Genomic DNA, 15,865 nt, shown 5'->3' on the forward strand with positions numbered 1-15,865 from the left:
GCCGCCCCAGTTCCGGGGTCGCCGGTACGGTCGGGTGATGACCGGAATCGAACACCGCCCGCTCGGTCCCTCGGGACTCGTCGTCTCCACCGTCGGCCTCGGCTGCAACAACTTCGGCAGGCGCGGGACCGCGTCGGAGTCGCAGGAGGGGACCGACGCCGTCGTGCGGGCCGCCCTGGACGCCGGGGTGACCCTCTTCGACACCGCGGACGTCTACGGCGGTGCGCCGGGCATGTCCGAGGAGATGCTCGGCCGGTCGATCGCCGGGCGGCGCGACGAGGTCGTCCTGGCGACGAAGTTCGGCATGGACATGCAGGGCGCGAACGGTCCGGACTGGGGCGTGCGGGGGTCCCGCCGGTACGTCCGGCTCGCCGTCGAGTCCTCGTTGCGACGCCTCGGCACGGACTGGATCGACCTGTACCAGATGCACCGTCCCGACGACGTGACGCCGATCGAGGAGACCCTGTCCGTCCTCGACGACCTGGTGCGCGAGGGCAAGATCCGCTACGTCGGGCACTCGAACTTCGCCGGGTGGCAGATCGCCGAGGCCGAGCTGACCGCGTCGATCGCCGGGACGACGCCGTTCGTGTCCGCGCAGGACGAGTACAGCCCGCTGGCGCGGCGGGTCGAGGCCGAGGTGCTGCCCGCGGTCCGTGCCTACGCGCTCGGGTTCCTGCCGTACTTCCCGCTGTCCAACGGCCTGCTCACCGGCAAGTACACGCGGTCCGGTGGCCCGTCGGACGGCCGGCTGACGACCTCGAAGCCGCGGGTCCTCGCGGACGCACCGTGGGAGGTCCTCGAGGACTACCAGCGCTTCTGCGACGAGCGTGGCGTGACGATGCTGCAGGCGACCTTCGCGTGGTTGCTCGCGCAGCCGGGGCTGTCGAGCGTCATCGCCGGGGCGACGAAGCCGGAGCAGATCACGCAGAACGTCGAGGCGGGGACGTCGTGGACCCCCTCCGAGGACGACATCGCCGACATGACGGTCCTGTTCGACCGGGCCTGACGCGCGTGCGCCCCGGTCCGACCGTCGACGGTCGGACCGGGGCGCACGTCGGTCGGGTCAGCGCGTGGCTGCTGCGAGGGCGTCGCGGAGCTGCTCGGCCGTCAGGCGGGGGCCGTAGCCGGGGGTGTCCCGCTCGATGCGCCAGCTGTCCGCCAGGGGACCGGCATCGACGACGTCGAACCCGAAGGTGTCGATGAGCCCGGCGACGACCTGCTTCGCCTCGGTGTCGTCGCCGGCGACCACGAGGGCGCGGCGGTCGGGCGTGCCGGCCGGTGTGGCGTGGCCGGTGAGGTCGGCGGCGCCGATGTGGTTGAAGGCCTTGACGACCCGTGCGCCGGGCAGCCGGTCCTGCAGCATCTGCGCGGTCGTCGTGCGGCCCTCGTCGAGGGCGGCGACCTGACCGTCGCGCTGCGGGTAGTAGTTGTTCGTGTCGATGACGACCTTGCCGGCGAGCGGCTCGGCCGGGATCGTGTCGATCGCGCCGAGGGGGACCGTCACGACGACGAGGTCGCCCGCGGCTGCCGCCTCGTCGCGGGTGGCGGCACGTGCGCCGTCGCCGAGCTCGCCCACGAGGTCGAAGAGCGTCTCCGGTCCGCGGGAGTTCGCGATGACGACCTGGTGGCCGTTCCGCACGGCGAGCCGTGCGAGCTGGGATCCGATGTTGCCTGCGCCGATGATGCCGATGGTGGTCATGCAGAGTGCAACACGGCAGGCGGATCGGCATTCCCCGGTGCATGATGGCGGCATGTCCCACGAGTTCCGCAACGAGACCGACCGGCAGCGCTGGGCGATGTACGTCGACGGCGCACTCGTGAGCGTCCTCGACCACCGCGAGAACGGCGACGCGATCGCGTTCCCGCACACGTACACGGTGCCCGCGCACCGGGGCCACGGCTACGCGGCGGCGCTCGTCGAGCACGCCGTGGCCGAGGTCGAGACGACGACCACGAAGCGCATCGTGCCGATGTGCTGGTTCGTCGGCGAGTGGTTCGACGCCCACCCCGAGAAGGCCCACCTGCTCGTCCGCGGCATCGCGGACTGAGCCGACACGAGAAGGGGGCCACCGTGCCCGCCATCACCCCGTTCCTCTGGTTCGACGACCAGGCCCGCCAAGCCGCCGAGTACTACGTCTCGCTGTTCCCGGACAGTCGCATCGACAGCATCGCCACGACACCGGAGGGGCGGACGCTCGTCGTCGAGTTCACGCTGCTCGGCCGGCCGTACCGGGCGATGGACGGCGGACCCGGTCACCCGCACTCCGACGCGGTGTCGTTCCAGGTGGACGTCGACACGCAGGACGAGCTCGACCGGGTGTGGGACGCCCTGCTCGCCGACGGCGGCCGACCGGTCGCGTGCGGGTGGCTGGTGGACCGGTGGGGGCTGTCCTGGCAGGTGACCCCGTCGATGATGGGCGACCTGATGGCCGGCTCGGGCGACCCCGAGGCGAACGCCCGCGTCTTCCGCGCGATGCAGGAGATGGTGAAGCTGGACATCCCGGCGCTGCAGGCGGCGGCCGCGGGGCGGTGACCCGGTACCGGTGACCCCGCCGGTACCGTTGCAGGAGAGAACACCGCCGGCCGGCGCCGGCGCAGACAGGCTGGAGCCCTCAATGGACCACCCGAGCTCCGAGGTCCGCAACAGCGAGATCGGTCGCGCCTACACGGAACTCGCCCGCATCACGCGGCGCGCGAGCATCCGGGCACGCGGCTCCGAACTGGTGCTGAGCGTCGTCGACCAGTCCCTCGTCGACTTCGTCGTGCAGCACCCCGGTTGCATGGCCATCGACATCGCCCGCTACCTGCGGCTGAACCGGTCGACGATCTCGCGGCAGCTGTCCGGGCTGCTCGCGGCGGGACTCGTCCGCACGCTCGACGGCGGGACGGGCAACGCGAAGCCGCTCGCGGTGACCGACGACGGCCGCGCCGCGCTCGAACGGTCCGTGCAGCTGCACCGGGACGCGCTCGAGGAACGCCTCGCCGACTGGTCCGACGACGACATCGCGCTGCTCGCCGGCCTGCTCGAGCGGCTCGGCGCCGCCGACGAGGCCGGCCTGCCGATGCCCGGGCGCACCGACTCGTGACCACGTCGTTCGTCCTGCTGTCCGACACGCACCTGCCGAAGCGGGCGAAGGACCTGCCCGCGGGGTTGTGGGCCGACATCGACGCCGCCGACCTCGTCGTGCACGCGGGGGACTGGGTCGGCGTCGCGACCCTCGACGCCGTGCAGGGGCGGTCGCGCCGCTTCGAGGGCGTCCGCGGCAACAACGACGGCCCGGAGTTCGACGACCGGCTGCCGCTCGTGGCGTGGTTCCCGGTCGAGGACCTGCGGTTCGCCCTGGTGCACGAGACGGGGGCGTCGACCGGCCGGGAACGCCGGATGACCGAGGCGTACCCGGACGTCGACGTGCTGGTCTTCGGCCACTCGCACATCCCGTGGGACACCGTGGCGCCCGGCGGTCTGCGGCTGCTCAACCCCGGCTCGCCCACCGACCGCCGTCGGCAGCCGGACCACACGTGGATGCGCGGGACGGTGGACGGCACCGACCTGTCCGTCGAGCTGGTGCGGCTGCCCCCGGCCGCCCGCTAGCGACGGTCCGGACCCGGCCCGACCCGGACCCGGCCCGGGAACCGTCCGTCAGCGGGGGACGGGCGCGTCGCCAGCAGCGGTCGGCATCCGGAAGAACGCGAGCTCCCACTCCACCGAGCGCCGGAACGCCCGCGCCATCCGCCCCCGCTCGACGGGGGCCACCGCGCGCGCCAGCTCCTCGACGAGCCGGGTCGCCTCGGCGCTCGCCGCGGCGAACCCGGGGTCCCCGTAGGCCGTGATCCAGTCGGCGAAGGCGTGCCCGTCCGGAGCGTCCCCGAGCTGCGACCCGACCCAGGCGTAGACCCGGAAGCACGGCAGCACCGCGGCGGCGAGCACCGCGGGGGACCCGGAGTCGGCGGCGTGCTGCAGGTGTGCGAGGTACCCGGCGCACGTGGGGTGCACGGGGTCGTCGGCGTGCGAGCCGGCGAGCCGTCGGTGGTGCAGGTCGCGGGCCTCGTCGGCGCACCCCTGCGCGGCCGCCGCCCAGAACGCAGCGGCACCGTCACCCGGACCGGGCGACGCGGCGAGCGCCGCCAGGTGCCGCTCGTACGCCCGCAGGTAGTGGACGTCCTGCGCCAGGTAGCCCGCGAACACCTCCGGTTCGAGCGTGCCGTCCCCGAGCCCCACCAGGAAGGCGCAGTCGATCGTCTCCTGCAGCACGGGTGCTGCGTCCGACCACCACACGTCCGTGTACGACGGTGCCGGCAGGGCTGCCCGCGCCGCCGCTCCGTGGTCGACCGGGCCGTTGCCGCTCCCCACCGCCAGTGCGTCGGCGCCGCGGAGTGCCGCCGTGAGCCACTCCTTCGCCACCCCGACCGCGAGTGCCCAGTCGCCGTGCCGCGCGGCGAGCGTCGCGATCGCGCTGGACAGCGAGCACCCGGTGCCGTGCGTGTTCGTCGTCGCGACCCGGGGCCCGGTGAACACCCGCACGCTGCCGTCCGGTGCCACGAGCACGTCGTCCGAGGTCGGCCCGTCGTCGTGCCCGCCCTTCGCCAGCACGAGGACGTCCCACCGCGCGGCCACCGCACGCGCCGCCGCCAGCGACGACGACGACGACGAAGAAGAAGACGAAGAAGACGAAGAAGACGGCGCACCGGCCAGCTCCGCCAGGACGACGAGCTCGGCCCGGTTCGGCGTCACCAGGTCGGCGAGCGCGAACAGGGCCCCCACGGCGGACGCGGCGTCCTCGTCGAGCAGCCGGTCCCCGCTCGTCGCCACCATCACGGGGTCGACGACGACCACCGGCGGCCGGTGCTCCCGCAGCCAGTCCGTCACGACCCGCACGACGTCGGCGGTGCCGAGCATCCCGACCTTCACCGCGTCGACCACGACGTCGTCCGACACGGCGTCGAGCTGCTCCCGCAGGAACCCGACGTCCGGCACGTGCACCGACCGCACCCCGTGCGTGTTCTGCGCGACGAGCGCCGTCACGACCCCCATGCCGTACCCGTCGTGCGCGGCGATCGCCTTGAGGTCCGCCTGCATCCCGGCGCCGCCCGTCGGGTCGGTCCCGGCGATGCTCAGCACCCGGGGGACGCTCATGCGTCCGCCTCGTGGCGCGTGGCGTCGGACGGGAGGCCCGACACGGCCCCCGCGGACCGGCCCGCCCCCGCCCCGTGGTCGGGACCTAGACCGGACGCACCGCCCCACGCGGCCACGTACGCCGCCGCGGCGGACCCGGGGTCGGCCGCGGCGCAGATGCCCGAGACGACCGCCACGCCCGCGGCACCGGCCACTCGGAGCGGCAGGACGTCGTCGAGCGTCACCCCGCCGATCGCCACGCACGGCAGGTCGGTGGCGGCGGCCAACCGGGCGAAGCCGTCGTGGCCCAGGGCCGGCGGGTGGTCGGCCTTCGTCGCCGTGGGGTGCACGACGCCGACGCCGAGCAGGTCCACGGTGCCGCGGGGGAGTCGTTCGGCAGCAGCCAGGTGCGCGAGCGTGTTCGCGGTCAACCCGACGTGCGCCTCCGGACCGAGCAGGGCACGAGCGGCGGTGACGGGGACGTCCGACTGGCCGAGGTGCACCCCGGCGACCCGGTGACCCGCGTGCCGGGCCGCGAGGGCGACGTCGAGCCGGTCGTCGACGACGACGGTCGCGCGGTCCCCGACGGCGCCGGCCACTGCGGCGGTCAGGGCGAGCAGGTCCCGCGCCGAGGCGTCCTTGTCCCGCACCTGCACGATCCGTACTCCGGCGTGCACCGCGGCGCGGACGACCCCGAGCACCCCGGTGCCGTGCCGGTCGGCCAGGGCGCCGTCTGTCACCAGGTAGACGCCGACGCCCGTCGCGGCGGTCACGCGGCGACCCCGGAGGTCTCGACCGTGATCCGCGCCGTCCGCACGACGTCGTCCGGGGTGAGCGACGCCAGCCGGTCGAGGAACAGCGGCTGGAAGGTGCCGGGACCCCCGGCCTCGCGAGCGGCGAGCTCCGCGGCGATCGTGTGCACCGCGGTCGCGGCGACGGCAGCGGCACCCGCGTCCTCCGGCACGACCGACGTGAACGCGGCGACGACCGCGCCGAGCGCGCACCCGCCACCGGTGATCCGCGTCAGCAGGTCGGTGCCGTTCGCGACGCGGACCACGCCGATGCCCGGCGCGACCAGCAGGTCGACCGCACCCGACACGGCCACCGCGGCCACGAGCCTCCCGTCCGAAGCGGCGACGGACGCGACCCGGGCGTCCTCCGTGCCCACGGTGCTGTCGACCCCGCGGCCTCCGGCCGAGTCGCCGAGCAGGGCGAGCACCTCGGAGGCGTTGCCGCGGAGCACCGTCGGGTGCAGCGCGAGCAGCTCGCGCGCCAGGGCGGTCCGCACCGGCAGCGAGCCCACGGCCACCGGGTCGAGGACCCACGGGGTGCCCGCGTCACGGGCGGCGTGCACCGCCTCGAGCGCGGCGACCCGGGGTTCCGCGTGCGGGGTGCCGGTGTTCACCAGCAGGGCGTCGGCGACCCGGGCGAACGGCCCGGCCTCGGTCGCCACGTCGACCATCGCGGGCGAGGCCCCGAGCGCGAGCAGCACGTTCGCCGTGACGTTCTGCACGACGGTGTTCGTGATGCACTGCACCAGCGGGGCCCGGGCACGGACGGCCTCGAGCAGTTCGGCGGTTCGGTGGGCCCAGGCAGGGGAGGGCGCAGCGTTCTCCATGGACGATCCCTTCGCGAGTACGAGCTCGAGCAGGTTCGACGGGTGTGATCTCAGCCGCTGGATGCGGCACCCCGTGTCTCGATCGACACCGTACACGACGCCCGGTGACCACTCCGAGGCCGGTCCGGGGCACCGTGTGCCAGGGTTGGACCGTGCCAGATGCAACGCCTCCCGGGCCCCCGCCCGGCCCCCGCGACCCCGGCGACGCCTGGTCGATCGGTCCCGACGGCACCAAGGCGTGGGGACGCTTCGGCGCCGCCGGACTGCTCGTCGACGACGGCGACGGCCGGGTGCTCCTGCAGCACCGCGTCGAGTGGAGCCACCACGGGGGCACCTGGGGCATCCCCGGCGGGGCACGCCACCAGGACGAGGACGCCGTCACCGCAGCACTCCGCGAGTCCGCGGAGGAGGCCGGCGTCCCCGAGGACGGCATCGACCTGCGGCACACCGCGCTGCTCGACCTCGGCTTCTGGACGTACACGACCGTCGTGGGGCGCGCCGCCCGGCCGTTCGAACCGGTCATCGCCGACCGCGAGAGCCTCGCGCTGGCCTGGGTCCCCGTCGACCAGGTCGAGGACCTGCCGCTGCACCCCGGCTTCGGGGCGTCGTGGCCCGCGCTGCGCGCCGCGACCACCACCACCCCGCACGTCGTCGTGGACGCGGCGAACGTCGTCGGCAGCGTCCCGGACGGCTGGTGGCGGGACCGCCCCGGGGCAGCCGAACGCCTGCTGTCGTCGGTGTCGGCGCTCGCCGCGGCCGGGCTGCCCGCCGAGGCACTCGACCTGCCGTTCGCCCGGTGGTGGCCGCGCTGGACGGTCGTGCTCGAGGGCGCCGCGCGCGACACCACCGCCGAGGACCCCGCGCGACTCGCGATCGTCCGGGCGACCGGCTCCGGCGACGACGCGATCGTCGAGGCCGCCCGTGCCGCCGTCGACGCCGGCGACGGCCCCGTCGTCGTGGTCACCGCGGACCGCGGACTCCGCGCCCGGGTCGAGGCGATCGGCGCGGTGGCGCACGGACCCTCCTGGATCCGCGACCGCTCCTGACCGACCCGCGCCCCGCCGCCGACCGTCACACGCTGTTTACACCGCCGACGTCACACGGCGCGTCCACGGTCGGTACATTGGGCCTCCACGTCAACGGAGACGTCACAACAGGAGGTTCCCCCATGGAGCGGATCACCAGGACCGACGACCGGGTCCACCGGCCGGCCGGGCCGTGGACGCCGACCGTCCACCGCCTGCTCGCACACCTGCACGAGCAGGGGTTCGTGGCCGCGCCGGAACCGATCGCCCTCGGCGACGTCCTCGAGACCGTGTCGTTCGTCCCGGGCGTCGCCGGCGAGTACCCCTGGACCGAGGACGTCGCCGGCGAGGCCGCCCTCGTCACCAGCGCCCGTCTGCTCCGGCAGTACCACGACGCCGCGGCGAGCTACCCGCGCGACCCCGACGCCGACGTGTGGTCCCAGGCGGAACGTGCCCCCGTCGAGACGATCGTGCACGGCGACTTCGCCCCGTACAACTGCGTCTACGACGGCATCGCCGCGGTGGGCCTCATCGACTTCGACACCGCGCACCCCGGCCCCCGGGTCTGGGACGTGGCGAGCGCCGTGTACCGCTTCGCGCCGTTCACGACCGGCCGGGTCGAGGGGGCGACGGCACCGCACCTGGCGGACCGGCTCGCCCGCGCCGCCGAGTTCTGCCGCGCCTACGGCCTCGACGACCGGTCCCGCGGCGTCCTCGTGCAGACCATGACCGCGTCGCTCGTCGCGATGGTCACCACCATCGAGACCGAGGCCGCGGCCGGCAACCCGAAGTTCACCAGCGACCTCGAGCACGGGCACGCGGACCTGTACCGCGCCGACGTCGCCTGGATCGAGCAGCACGCCGACGACATCGCAGCCGCGGTCGCCTGACGCCCCAGCCGCTCCCCAGCGACCACGCGGCGGACTCGGAACCACCCTCCGGTACTCTCGCAGGGCCATGACCGACAGCCCGGCCGACGCCACACCGTACGAAGTCCTCGGCGTCCCCGCGACCGCCGACGACGACGCACTCCGCCGCGCGTACCGACGCGCCGCACGCGAGTCCCACCCCGACCTCGGCGGCGACGCCCAGCGCTTCCGCCGCGTGCAGCTCGCCTGGGAGCGCATCGGCACGCCCGCCGCCCGCCGCGCCTACGACGCGGGATCGCGTGGCCCGTCCGGCAGCGACGGCCCCGGTCCGTCCGGGAGCTCGGTGTGGAGGCCCGACTCCGGTCGCGACGCCTACGCACCCCCGGCGGCGCGTCGCGACACACGGCCCAGGGCCCGCTCCCACGGACACCCCGGCGGTCGGTCGCGCGAGGTGTTCCTGCAGGCGGAGCGCGAGTGGGTCGGACTCGGCGACCCGATCGAGGACCCGTACGACCCCGCCCTCGTGCGGTCGGCACCCCGGCACGTCCGACGGCTGCTCGGCGAGGCACTCGCCGAGGAGACGACCGCCGCCATCGTCGCGGACATGGGCATCGGCGTCACGGTCTGGCACGACCTCGACGCCGGCGCCGAGGGCAAGCTCGACCACGCCGTCCTGACCCCGAGCGGGCTCTGGGCCGTGGAGTCGATCGACTGGGGCGGTCCGGTGCAGGTCGAGCACGGCGAGGTCGTCGGCGAGACCCTGCTGCCGGGGGAGCGCCCCGTCAAGGAACTCGTCCGCGCCGCGCGGGCCGTGCAGAAGCAGACGCGCGTGCGCTTCACCGGGCGGCTGCTCGTCGTGCCGGACTCCGCCGTCGACGAGGACGTGCAGCTCGTCGGCTCGCCGAAGAAGCCCACGGCGCTCGTCGTCCGGCGGAGCGCCCTCCGCCAGGTGCTCAACGGCGTCTGGTCGCCCGCCGGGTCGGTCGACGTGTTCGACGTCCGCGACCGCCTGCAGCAGACCGTCCGGTTCGTCTGACGACGCGAGCGTCGGTGCTGCGCGCTCAGTAGCCGCGGAGCTTCTCGAGGTCGCGGCGCTCCCGCTTGCTCGGACGCCCGGCACCCCGGTCGCGCATCGGCACGAACCCGGCTTCCTCCTTCGACAGGCGCGGCGGGGTCCTGTCCTCGAAGTGCTTCGCGGCCTCGGGAGCGCTCGTTCGCTTCAGGATGATGCCGGTCACGACGACGATCCGGTCGAAGCCGTTCTGCCGCACCCGGACCTCGTCACCGGGGCCGATCGGCTGCGCCGGCTTCGCGCGCTCCCCGTTCACCCGGACGTGGCCGGCCTTGCACGCGGCGGTCGCGGCCGACCGGGTCTTCGTGATCCGGACGGCCCAGATCCAGCTGTCCACGCGAGCCTTGGCCATCCCCTCACTCTAGGCGGCCCGTACCCTGGGACGGTGCGCGCGGACGAACAGGCAGCGATCGCCCGGGCCCGCGCGCTCGGGGTGCTGCACGACGCCGCGGTCGGGGACCGGCTCGTGGTCCGGGCGCACCACGGCGACGGCGCGCAGGACGCCCTCGGGGACCTGCTCGCCCGCACCGCCGACACGGTGACGATCGCCACCCGCCGCGGTCCGGTCGAGGTCCGGCTCGACGACGTCGTCGCCGCGAAGCCCGTCCCGCCGCCCCCACCCGCACGCGCGCCCCGACGCTGACCGCGCGTCACCGGCGAGCCGCACCGCCCGGTGCGCACGAGGCCCCGTAGCCTCGTGGCATGGCAGTCCCCGTCGCGCTCGGCACCGAGGACCGCACCGCGCGGCTGACGCTCCGCCGCCCGGACCACTGGCGGCGCGAGGACAGCCCCCGCGCAGACCTCCGCCTCACCGGGGACGACGTCGAGCTGACCGTGCGGTCCCGACCGAGCGACCGTGCGATCGGCGACGAGAACACCGGGCTGCTCGCCCGCCTGCCGGGGGCGGTCGAGGGGCTGCTGCTCGTCGGCTGCGACCCCTGGACGAGCGTCGGGGCACCCGCCCGGCTGGTCGAGTACGTCCGCCCCGACGACGCCGGCGACGTCGCGGGTACCCACCTGCTCTTCGTGACCGGTCGACACCGCGTCGACCTGACGATCGAACGCCCCCTCCGCCGGCTGCTCGACACCGACGACCTCGTGCTCGCGGTCCTCGAGAGCGTCCGCGCCACCGAGCCGACACCCGTCCGCCCGGAGCGCGACCTCGAACCCCTGCCGACGGCCGCACCGGCACCCGTCCTCGACGGGCCCCGGCTCAGCAGGGACGCCGTCGGCACCCTGCGGAGCCTGGCCGGCCGGCGCTGGAACCCCACCCTGCTGCGCAGCGCCGCCGGACGCGAACTCATCGAGGCCGGCCTCGTCGGACGCCTCGGCACCCTGCCCGACGCGACGCAGTCCCTGCTCGCGCCCTGGGCGGGCGACGTGGAACCGGTCACGCTGGAACAGCACCGGCCGGACGGGGGCGGGACGCGCCTCCAGGCATGGTCGCAGACCGTCGTCGACGGGACGGACGAGACGGGTGCGGTGGTCGCCACCGTCCCGCCGGACCGGCTGGTCGCGCTGATGGCCGGGAGGCTCGGCATCGGCCCGGCGTGGACCTTCCCGTTCCGCACGGGGTCGCTGCCGGAGCACCTGCTCGGTCGCCGCCTCACCGGCGGCGCCGACGCGCCGGACCTGCCGGCCGACCTCGTCGAGGCCGACCCGCGTCTCGCACGCTTCTGGGCAGCGCCCTGGACGGTGTCGTTCCTGCGCCGCCCCGGCAAGCCGAACCCCGTCACCGTCGTGCACGCCGACGGGCAGGGCTTCGCCCGCGTCGGACGCAGCGAGGCCGGGGAGACCGTCTTCGGGACGGACTCCCCGGCGAACGTGTACCGCTCGGTGGTGCGGGCGCTGCTCGGCTGAGCGGACTAGGCGGCGGGACCGGCGGTCAGGGTGACCGTGACGGTCTTCGCGGCGCCGGTGCCGTCGGTGTAGTCGACGCTCACCCGGTCGCCGACCGCGTGGGACTGCACGATCCGGGTGAGCTGGTCCGCGCTCTTCACCGCGGTGCCGTCGACGCTCGTGATCGTGTCGCCCTCGGTCAGGCCGGCGTGCGCGGCGCCGGAGCCCTCGACCGTGCCGGCGACGGCGACGCCGCCCGTGGTGCCCGTCGCGTCGCTCACCTGCACCCCGAGGAACGCCGGCAGCCCGATCGTGATCGTGCTCGAGGACTCGCCCGCCAGGATCTTCTCGGCGATGGTCTTCGCGGTGGTGATCGGGATGGCGAAGCCGGTGACGTCGGCCGATCCGGACGAGGCTGCGGTCGCCATGCCGACGACCTCGCCCTCGCTGTCCAGGACCGGGCCGCCCGAGTCGCCGGACACGATGTCCGCGGCGATCTCGATCATGCCGGTCAGCGACTCGGTACCGGAGCCGGACTCGCTCTGCACCTGGATGTCCTGGTCGGTCGCGGTGACGGTGCCCTCGGCTGCGACGAGGTCCCCGGTGCCCTCCGCGTTGCCGACGTCGGTCACGGTGTCGCCGGTGGCCGGCTCGCCGTCGTCGTCGAGCGTGACGGTCGACAGGCCCGAGGCTCCCTCGAGCTTCAGGACGGCGACGTCGTGCGTGGCGTCCGTGCCGACGACGTCGGCCTGGTACTCCTTGCCCGTGGTCTCGTCGGTGACGGTGATGCTCGTCGCGCCCTGGACCACGTGGTTGTTCGTCAGCACGGTGCCGTCCGAGCTGAGCACCATGCCGGTGCCGGCGGCCTGTGACGACGCGTCGTAGCCGATGATCGTGTTGATCGTCACGACGCCCTTCTTCTGCGCGGCGGTCGCGGCGGTGGCGGGGGACTGGGTGCCGGTGCCGGTGCCGGTGCCCGTGCCGCCGTCGGTGCCGGTGCTGCCCCCGCTCGAGCCGGTGCCGTCGCCCGGCACGGTGAAGCCGTAGGTGCCGGTGCCGCCCGTCCCGTTCCCGGTGCCGGTGCCGGTGCCGGTACCGGTGCCGGTGCCGGTGCCGGGCAGTGTCGTGGTGCCTTGCGACTGGCTCGACGTCGTGGTGGTGCCGTGCGTGGACAGACCGAGGGCGGTGCCACCGGCGGCGCCGACGATCGCCAGGGCCGCGATGCCCGAGCCGATCACCAGGCCGAGCCGCCGCGGACGCTTCGTCGAGGCGCCCGGGTGGTTCGCGCTGGCCGCCGAGGACGCCCAGGCGTGCTGCGAGCCGGTGAGCGCCGGGCTGCCGACCAGGAAGGGGCCGCGACCGTCGGGGCGGTAGGCGTAGGGACCGGAGCCGTCCGGGCCGTACAGCCAGGGGCCCGAGCCGTCGAAGGCGTACGCCGAGCGGAGGGTCGCCGGGTCGGCGTGCGGGGCGTCCCAGCGGAGGCCGTGCGCCTGCTGCTGCGCGGCCTCGGTGCGGGCGGTGCCGTTCTCGTCGTGGTCGGCGGCGGCGGGGTTCGGGGTCTCGTTCATCGGTGCTCTCCGGTCGTCCATCGGCTGCCCGGGCGGGCGTCGATGGAGACCAGTACAGGACCGTTCCCCATGACGAGCCTATGAACGGACCCTGCGATCGCTCACCGTGCGCTCGGGAGTCGCCGTACGCCGGGAGCGCGTTAGGGTTGCCTTACTTCTCATGCGTTCCCCGTCGCCCGCGCCCCCCGCTCCCAGCTCCGTCCCCCGACTCGTCGGGGCGACCGTGCTGGCGGTCGTCGTCCTCGCGGTGGCGTGCGCGCTCTCGATCGCCTTCGGGTCCCGCCCGATCCCGCTCGCGACGGTGCTCGACACCGTCCTGCACCCCGGACGGACCGACGAGGTCGGCCTCATCGTGCTCGGCAACCGTGTCCCGCGGACCGTCGTCGGGCTGCTCGCGGGCGCGGCCCTCGGCGTCGCCGGCGCCGTGATGCAGGGCGTCACCCGCAACCCGCTCGCCGACCCGAGCGTCCTCGGCATCAACTCCGGGGCCGCGCTCGCGGTCGTCGCCGGCATCGCGGTCTTCGGCGTCAGCGGCACCGCGGCCTACCTGCCGTTCGCCTTCGTCGGAGCCGCCCTCGCGGCCCTGCTCGTCTACGGGATCGCGGCCCTCGCCCGCCGTGGACTCTCGCCGGTGGGCCTCGCGCTCTCCGGTGCCGTCGTCGCCGCCGCCCTGTCGTCGATCACCACGGCGGTGCTCGTGACGAGCCAGAGCCTGCTCGACCAGCTGCGGTTCTGGCAGGTCGGCGCCCTCGCGGGCAAGGACCTCGGCACCGCCGGCGTCATCACGGTGCCGGTGCTCCTCGGCCTCGGCATCGCGTTCGCCCTCGGCCGCTCGCTCAACACCCTGGCGCTCGGGGACGAGCTCGCCGCGTCGCTCGGACAGCGGGTCGTGCTCGTCCGTGCCGTCGGGGGCCTCGTCACCGTGCTGCTCGCCGGCTCCGCCGTGGCCGCGGCCGGCCCGATCGCCTTCATCGGGCTCGCCGTCCCGCACGCCGTCCGCCGACTGAGCGGCCCGGACCACCGGTGGACGATCCTGCTCTCCGCGCTCGTCGCCCCCGCGCTGCTGCTCGTCGCCGACGTGGTCGGCCGGGTCGTCGCGTACCCGGGGGAGCTGCAGGTCGGTCTCGTCACGGCGCTCATCGGTGCCCCCGTCTTCATCGCACTCGTCCGGTCGAAGGCGGTGCGGGGACTGTGAGGGCCGACCGTCGCCCGGTGGGGCTGCGCCGCGAGCTCGTCGTGCTCGCGGCCGTGCTCGTCGTCCTCGTCGCCCTCGTGCTCGTCGGGCTGGGCGTCGGCTCGATCCCGCTCAGCCCCGCCCAGGTCGTCGGGGCCCTCGTCGGCCACGGCGACCGCATCTCGGACTTCGTCATCGGGCAGCTGCGCGGGCCACGGGTCCTCGCTGCCGTGCTCGTCGGTGCGAGCCTCGGCGTCGCCGGCGGCATCGTGCAGAGCGTCGTGCGCAACCCGATCGCGAGCCCGGACGTCATCGGCATCACCTCGGGGGCGAGCGCCGCGGGCATCACCGCGATCGTCCTGTTCGGTGCCTCCGGCGGCACGCTGTTCTCCGTCGTGCTCGCCGGCGCCGTCGTGGTGTCGCTCGTCATCGCCGCGCTCGCCTGGCGTCGGGGCATCACGGGCAACCGGGTCGTGCTCGTCGGGATCGGGGTGGCCGCCATCTGCCTGAGCATCACGGGGTGGATGCTGACGAGCGGCACGGTGACCCAGGCGGGCACCGCGCTGCTCTGGCTGTCCGGCAGCCTCAACGCCGTGGACCGCAGCCTGATCGGCGTGCTCGGCGTCGCCTTCGTGGTGCTCATGGTGCTCGCACTCGTGCAGTCCTCGCGGCTGACCGTGCTGAGCCTCGGGGACGAGGTCGCCGCGGCCCTCGGGCTCCGGCCGGACCGCGCGAAGGTGCTGCTCCTGCTCACCGCGGTGTGCCTCACCGCCGCCGCCGTGGCGACCGCCGGGCCGGTGTCGTTCGTCGCGCTCATGGCCGCCCCGATCGCCCGACGCCTGGTCGGCGGAGGCCGCGTCGCCCTCGGAGCCGTCGCCGCGGTGGGCGCCGTCGTCACCCTGGGCAGCGACCTCGTGGCCCAGTTCGCGATCCCGGGCAACGCGCTGCCCGTCGGTGTCGTCACCGGGGTCGTCGGTGCCCCGTACCTGCTCTGGCTGCTCGTCCGGTCGCGCTGACCGCGGGCGCGCTGCCCGGGAACGTTCGGGAACTGCGACGCACTCGTCGCGGGACCGGTCTCCGACCGCGATCCTCGGTCGCGGTGACGGACCTCCAGCGAGGAGCGCGGTTGCGGTCCTCCGCACGCGGTTCCGGTTCGCTGGCCGCGGTTCCCGTCTTCCCGCCGCGGTTCCTGTCTTCCCGCCGTGGGCCCTGTCCTCCCGCCGCGCCCCCGTCGAGGTCCCTGCCTTCCCGCGATGGTTCTTGTCTTCGCTCCGTCGGGAGCGCATGCACCCACCGACGCGTGACGGTCCCGGTTCGCGGACCGCGGCGGTCGTGAACCGGAACCGTCAACTGCCGGCGCCGGACACGTCGCCCCGCCCACGTCGCATCCCGCGGCACCGACGGCGGCCGTCGCCGGCCGCTCACCGCTGCGTCCTCTAGTCCTTCTCCGGAACCGGACCCAGACCCGGAACCGGACCCAGGCCCGGAACCAACACCGGAACCAGAACCGGAACCGGAGCTGGAACTGGAACCAGAACCAGAACCAGAACCAGAACCAGAACCAGAACCGGAACCGGAACCGGAACC

General features: G+C 74.7%; 18 protein-coding genes and 1 riboswitch. Of the genes, 12 read left to right on the forward strand and 6 right to left on the reverse strand.

All coding sequences use genetic code 11. The annotated features are described in order from the left end of the window. Positions 1 to 37 precede the first annotated feature (37 nt). On the forward strand, positions 38 to 1,006 hold the full coding sequence (locus DEI99_RS06945; RefSeq protein WP_284180973.1) for an aldo/keto reductase: 969 nt from the start codon (positions 38 to 40) through the stop codon (positions 1,004 to 1,006). A gap of 57 nt (positions 1,007 to 1,063) precedes the next feature. Here DEI99_RS06945 and DEI99_RS06950 read toward each other — a convergent pair whose 3' ends face one another. Then, positions 1,064 to 1,699, reverse strand: coding sequence for an NADPH-dependent F420 reductase (locus DEI99_RS06950; RefSeq protein WP_284180974.1), 636 nt, complete (start codon positions 1,697 to 1,699; stop codon positions 1,064 to 1,066). A 52-nt stretch (positions 1,700 to 1,751) separates the two neighbouring features. Between DEI99_RS06950 and DEI99_RS06955 the strand changes: the two genes are divergently transcribed. From DEI99_RS06955 to DEI99_RS06970, 4 genes are all read left to right on the forward strand, one after another. After that, positions 1,752 to 2,048: a GNAT family N-acetyltransferase gene (locus DEI99_RS06955; protein WP_284180975.1), complete on the forward strand. Its 297-nt coding sequence runs from the start codon at positions 1,752 to 1,754 to the stop codon at positions 2,046 to 2,048. Between the two features lie 23 nt (positions 2,049 to 2,071). Beyond that, the gene (locus DEI99_RS06960; protein WP_284180976.1) at positions 2,072 to 2,533 is read left to right on the forward strand and encodes a VOC family protein; all 462 of its coding nucleotides are present in this window, start codon (positions 2,072 to 2,074) and stop codon (positions 2,531 to 2,533) included. Positions 2,534 to 2,615: 82 nt separating this feature from the next. Next, a complete protein-coding gene (locus DEI99_RS06965; RefSeq protein WP_284180977.1) occupies positions 2,616 to 3,086 on the forward strand; it encodes a MarR family winged helix-turn-helix transcriptional regulator in 471 nt (156 codons plus the stop codon). Beyond that, complete coding sequence (locus tag DEI99_RS06970; protein ID WP_284180978.1) at positions 3,083 to 3,592, forward strand: metallophosphoesterase family protein; 510 nt, start codon at positions 3,083 to 3,085, stop codon at positions 3,590 to 3,592. The genes DEI99_RS06965 and DEI99_RS06970 overlap by 4 nt, the downstream gene beginning before the upstream one ends. Before the next feature lie 48 nt (positions 3,593 to 3,640). On the opposite strand, the gene thiD is transcribed toward DEI99_RS06970, so the two are convergent. The 3 genes from thiD to thiM form a co-directional block, all read right to left on the reverse strand. After that, positions 3,641 to 5,134: a bifunctional hydroxymethylpyrimidine kinase/phosphomethylpyrimidine kinase gene (thiD, locus tag DEI99_RS06975; RefSeq protein ID WP_284180979.1), complete on the reverse strand. Its 1,494-nt coding sequence runs from the start codon at positions 5,132 to 5,134 to the stop codon at positions 3,641 to 3,643. Then, positions 5,131 to 5,886 carry a thiamine phosphate synthase gene (gene thiE / locus DEI99_RS06980; RefSeq protein ID WP_284180980.1) on the reverse strand — a complete coding sequence of 252 codons (756 nt, stop codon included), beginning with the start codon at positions 5,884 to 5,886 and terminating at the stop codon, positions 5,131 to 5,133. Before thiE ends, thiD begins: the two co-directional genes overlap by 4 nt. Further along, complete coding sequence (gene thiM / locus DEI99_RS06985; RefSeq protein WP_181434326.1) at positions 5,883 to 6,731, reverse strand: hydroxyethylthiazole kinase; 849 nt, start codon at positions 6,729 to 6,731, stop codon at positions 5,883 to 5,885. The genes thiE and thiM overlap by 4 nt, the downstream gene beginning before the upstream one ends. After that, a riboswitch (TPP riboswitch) is annotated at positions 6,720 to 6,815 on the reverse strand. It overlaps the preceding gene by 12 nt. A 68-nt stretch (positions 6,816 to 6,883) precedes the next feature. On the opposite strand from thiM, the gene DEI99_RS06990 reads away from it, so the two are divergent. The 3 genes from DEI99_RS06990 (at position 6,884) to DEI99_RS07000 (ending at position 9,661) form a co-directional block, all read left to right on the forward strand. Beyond that, positions 6,884 to 7,777: an NUDIX domain-containing protein gene (locus DEI99_RS06990; RefSeq protein WP_111040633.1), complete on the forward strand. Its 894-nt coding sequence runs from the start codon at positions 6,884 to 6,886 to the stop codon at positions 7,775 to 7,777. Between the two features lie 122 nt (positions 7,778 to 7,899). Then, a complete protein-coding gene (locus DEI99_RS06995) occupies positions 7,900 to 8,646 on the forward strand; it encodes a phosphotransferase enzyme family protein (RefSeq protein ID WP_111040632.1) in 747 nt (248 codons plus the stop codon). Positions 8,647 to 8,713: 67 nt separating this feature from the next. Further along, entirely contained in the window at positions 8,714 to 9,661 is a 948-nt protein-coding gene (locus tag DEI99_RS07000; protein ID WP_111040631.1) for a nuclease-related domain-containing protein, read from the forward strand. 25 nt (positions 9,662 to 9,686) lie between these two features. Here DEI99_RS07000 and DEI99_RS07005 read toward each other — a convergent pair whose 3' ends face one another. Continuing rightward, entirely contained in the window at positions 9,687 to 10,049 is a 363-nt protein-coding gene (locus tag DEI99_RS07005) for an RNA-binding S4 domain-containing protein (RefSeq protein ID WP_071254500.1), read from the reverse strand. A gap of 33 nt (positions 10,050 to 10,082) precedes the next feature. Here DEI99_RS07005 and DEI99_RS07010 point away from each other — a divergent pair, with 33 nt between their 5' ends. Both DEI99_RS07010 and DEI99_RS07015 read left to right on the forward strand, forming a co-directional pair. Beyond that, positions 10,083 to 10,340 carry a hypothetical protein gene (locus DEI99_RS07010; RefSeq protein WP_217639485.1) on the forward strand — a complete coding sequence of 86 codons (258 nt, stop codon included), beginning with the start codon at positions 10,083 to 10,085 and terminating at the stop codon, positions 10,338 to 10,340. Between the two features lie 59 nt (positions 10,341 to 10,399). Continuing rightward, positions 10,400 to 11,557, forward strand: coding sequence for a hypothetical protein (locus DEI99_RS07015; protein WP_111040630.1), 1,158 nt, complete (start codon positions 10,400 to 10,402; stop codon positions 11,555 to 11,557). Between the two features lie 5 nt (positions 11,558 to 11,562). Here the strand turns inward: DEI99_RS07015 and DEI99_RS07020 are convergent, their stop codons facing one another. After that, a complete protein-coding gene (locus DEI99_RS07020; RefSeq protein ID WP_111040629.1) occupies positions 11,563 to 13,104 on the reverse strand; it encodes a S1C family serine protease in 1,542 nt (513 codons plus the stop codon). Between the two features lie 160 nt (positions 13,105 to 13,264). On the opposite strand from DEI99_RS07020, the gene DEI99_RS07025 reads away from it, so the two are divergent. Both DEI99_RS07025 and DEI99_RS07030 read left to right on the forward strand, forming a co-directional pair. After that, positions 13,265 to 14,299, forward strand: coding sequence for a FecCD family ABC transporter permease (locus DEI99_RS07025; protein ID WP_220037111.1), 1,035 nt, complete (start codon positions 13,265 to 13,267; stop codon positions 14,297 to 14,299). 17 nt (positions 14,300 to 14,316) lie between these two features. Further along, positions 14,317 to 15,294, forward strand: a complete 978-nt coding sequence (locus DEI99_RS07030) for a FecCD family ABC transporter permease (RefSeq protein ID WP_258369182.1) — start codon at positions 14,317 to 14,319, stop codon at positions 15,292 to 15,294. The last annotated feature ends 571 nt before the right edge of the window (positions 15,295 to 15,865 follow it).

The organism is Curtobacterium sp. MCLR17_036, from assembly GCF_003234445.2.
Lineage (GTDB): Bacteria > Actinomycetota > Actinomycetes > Actinomycetales > Microbacteriaceae > Curtobacterium.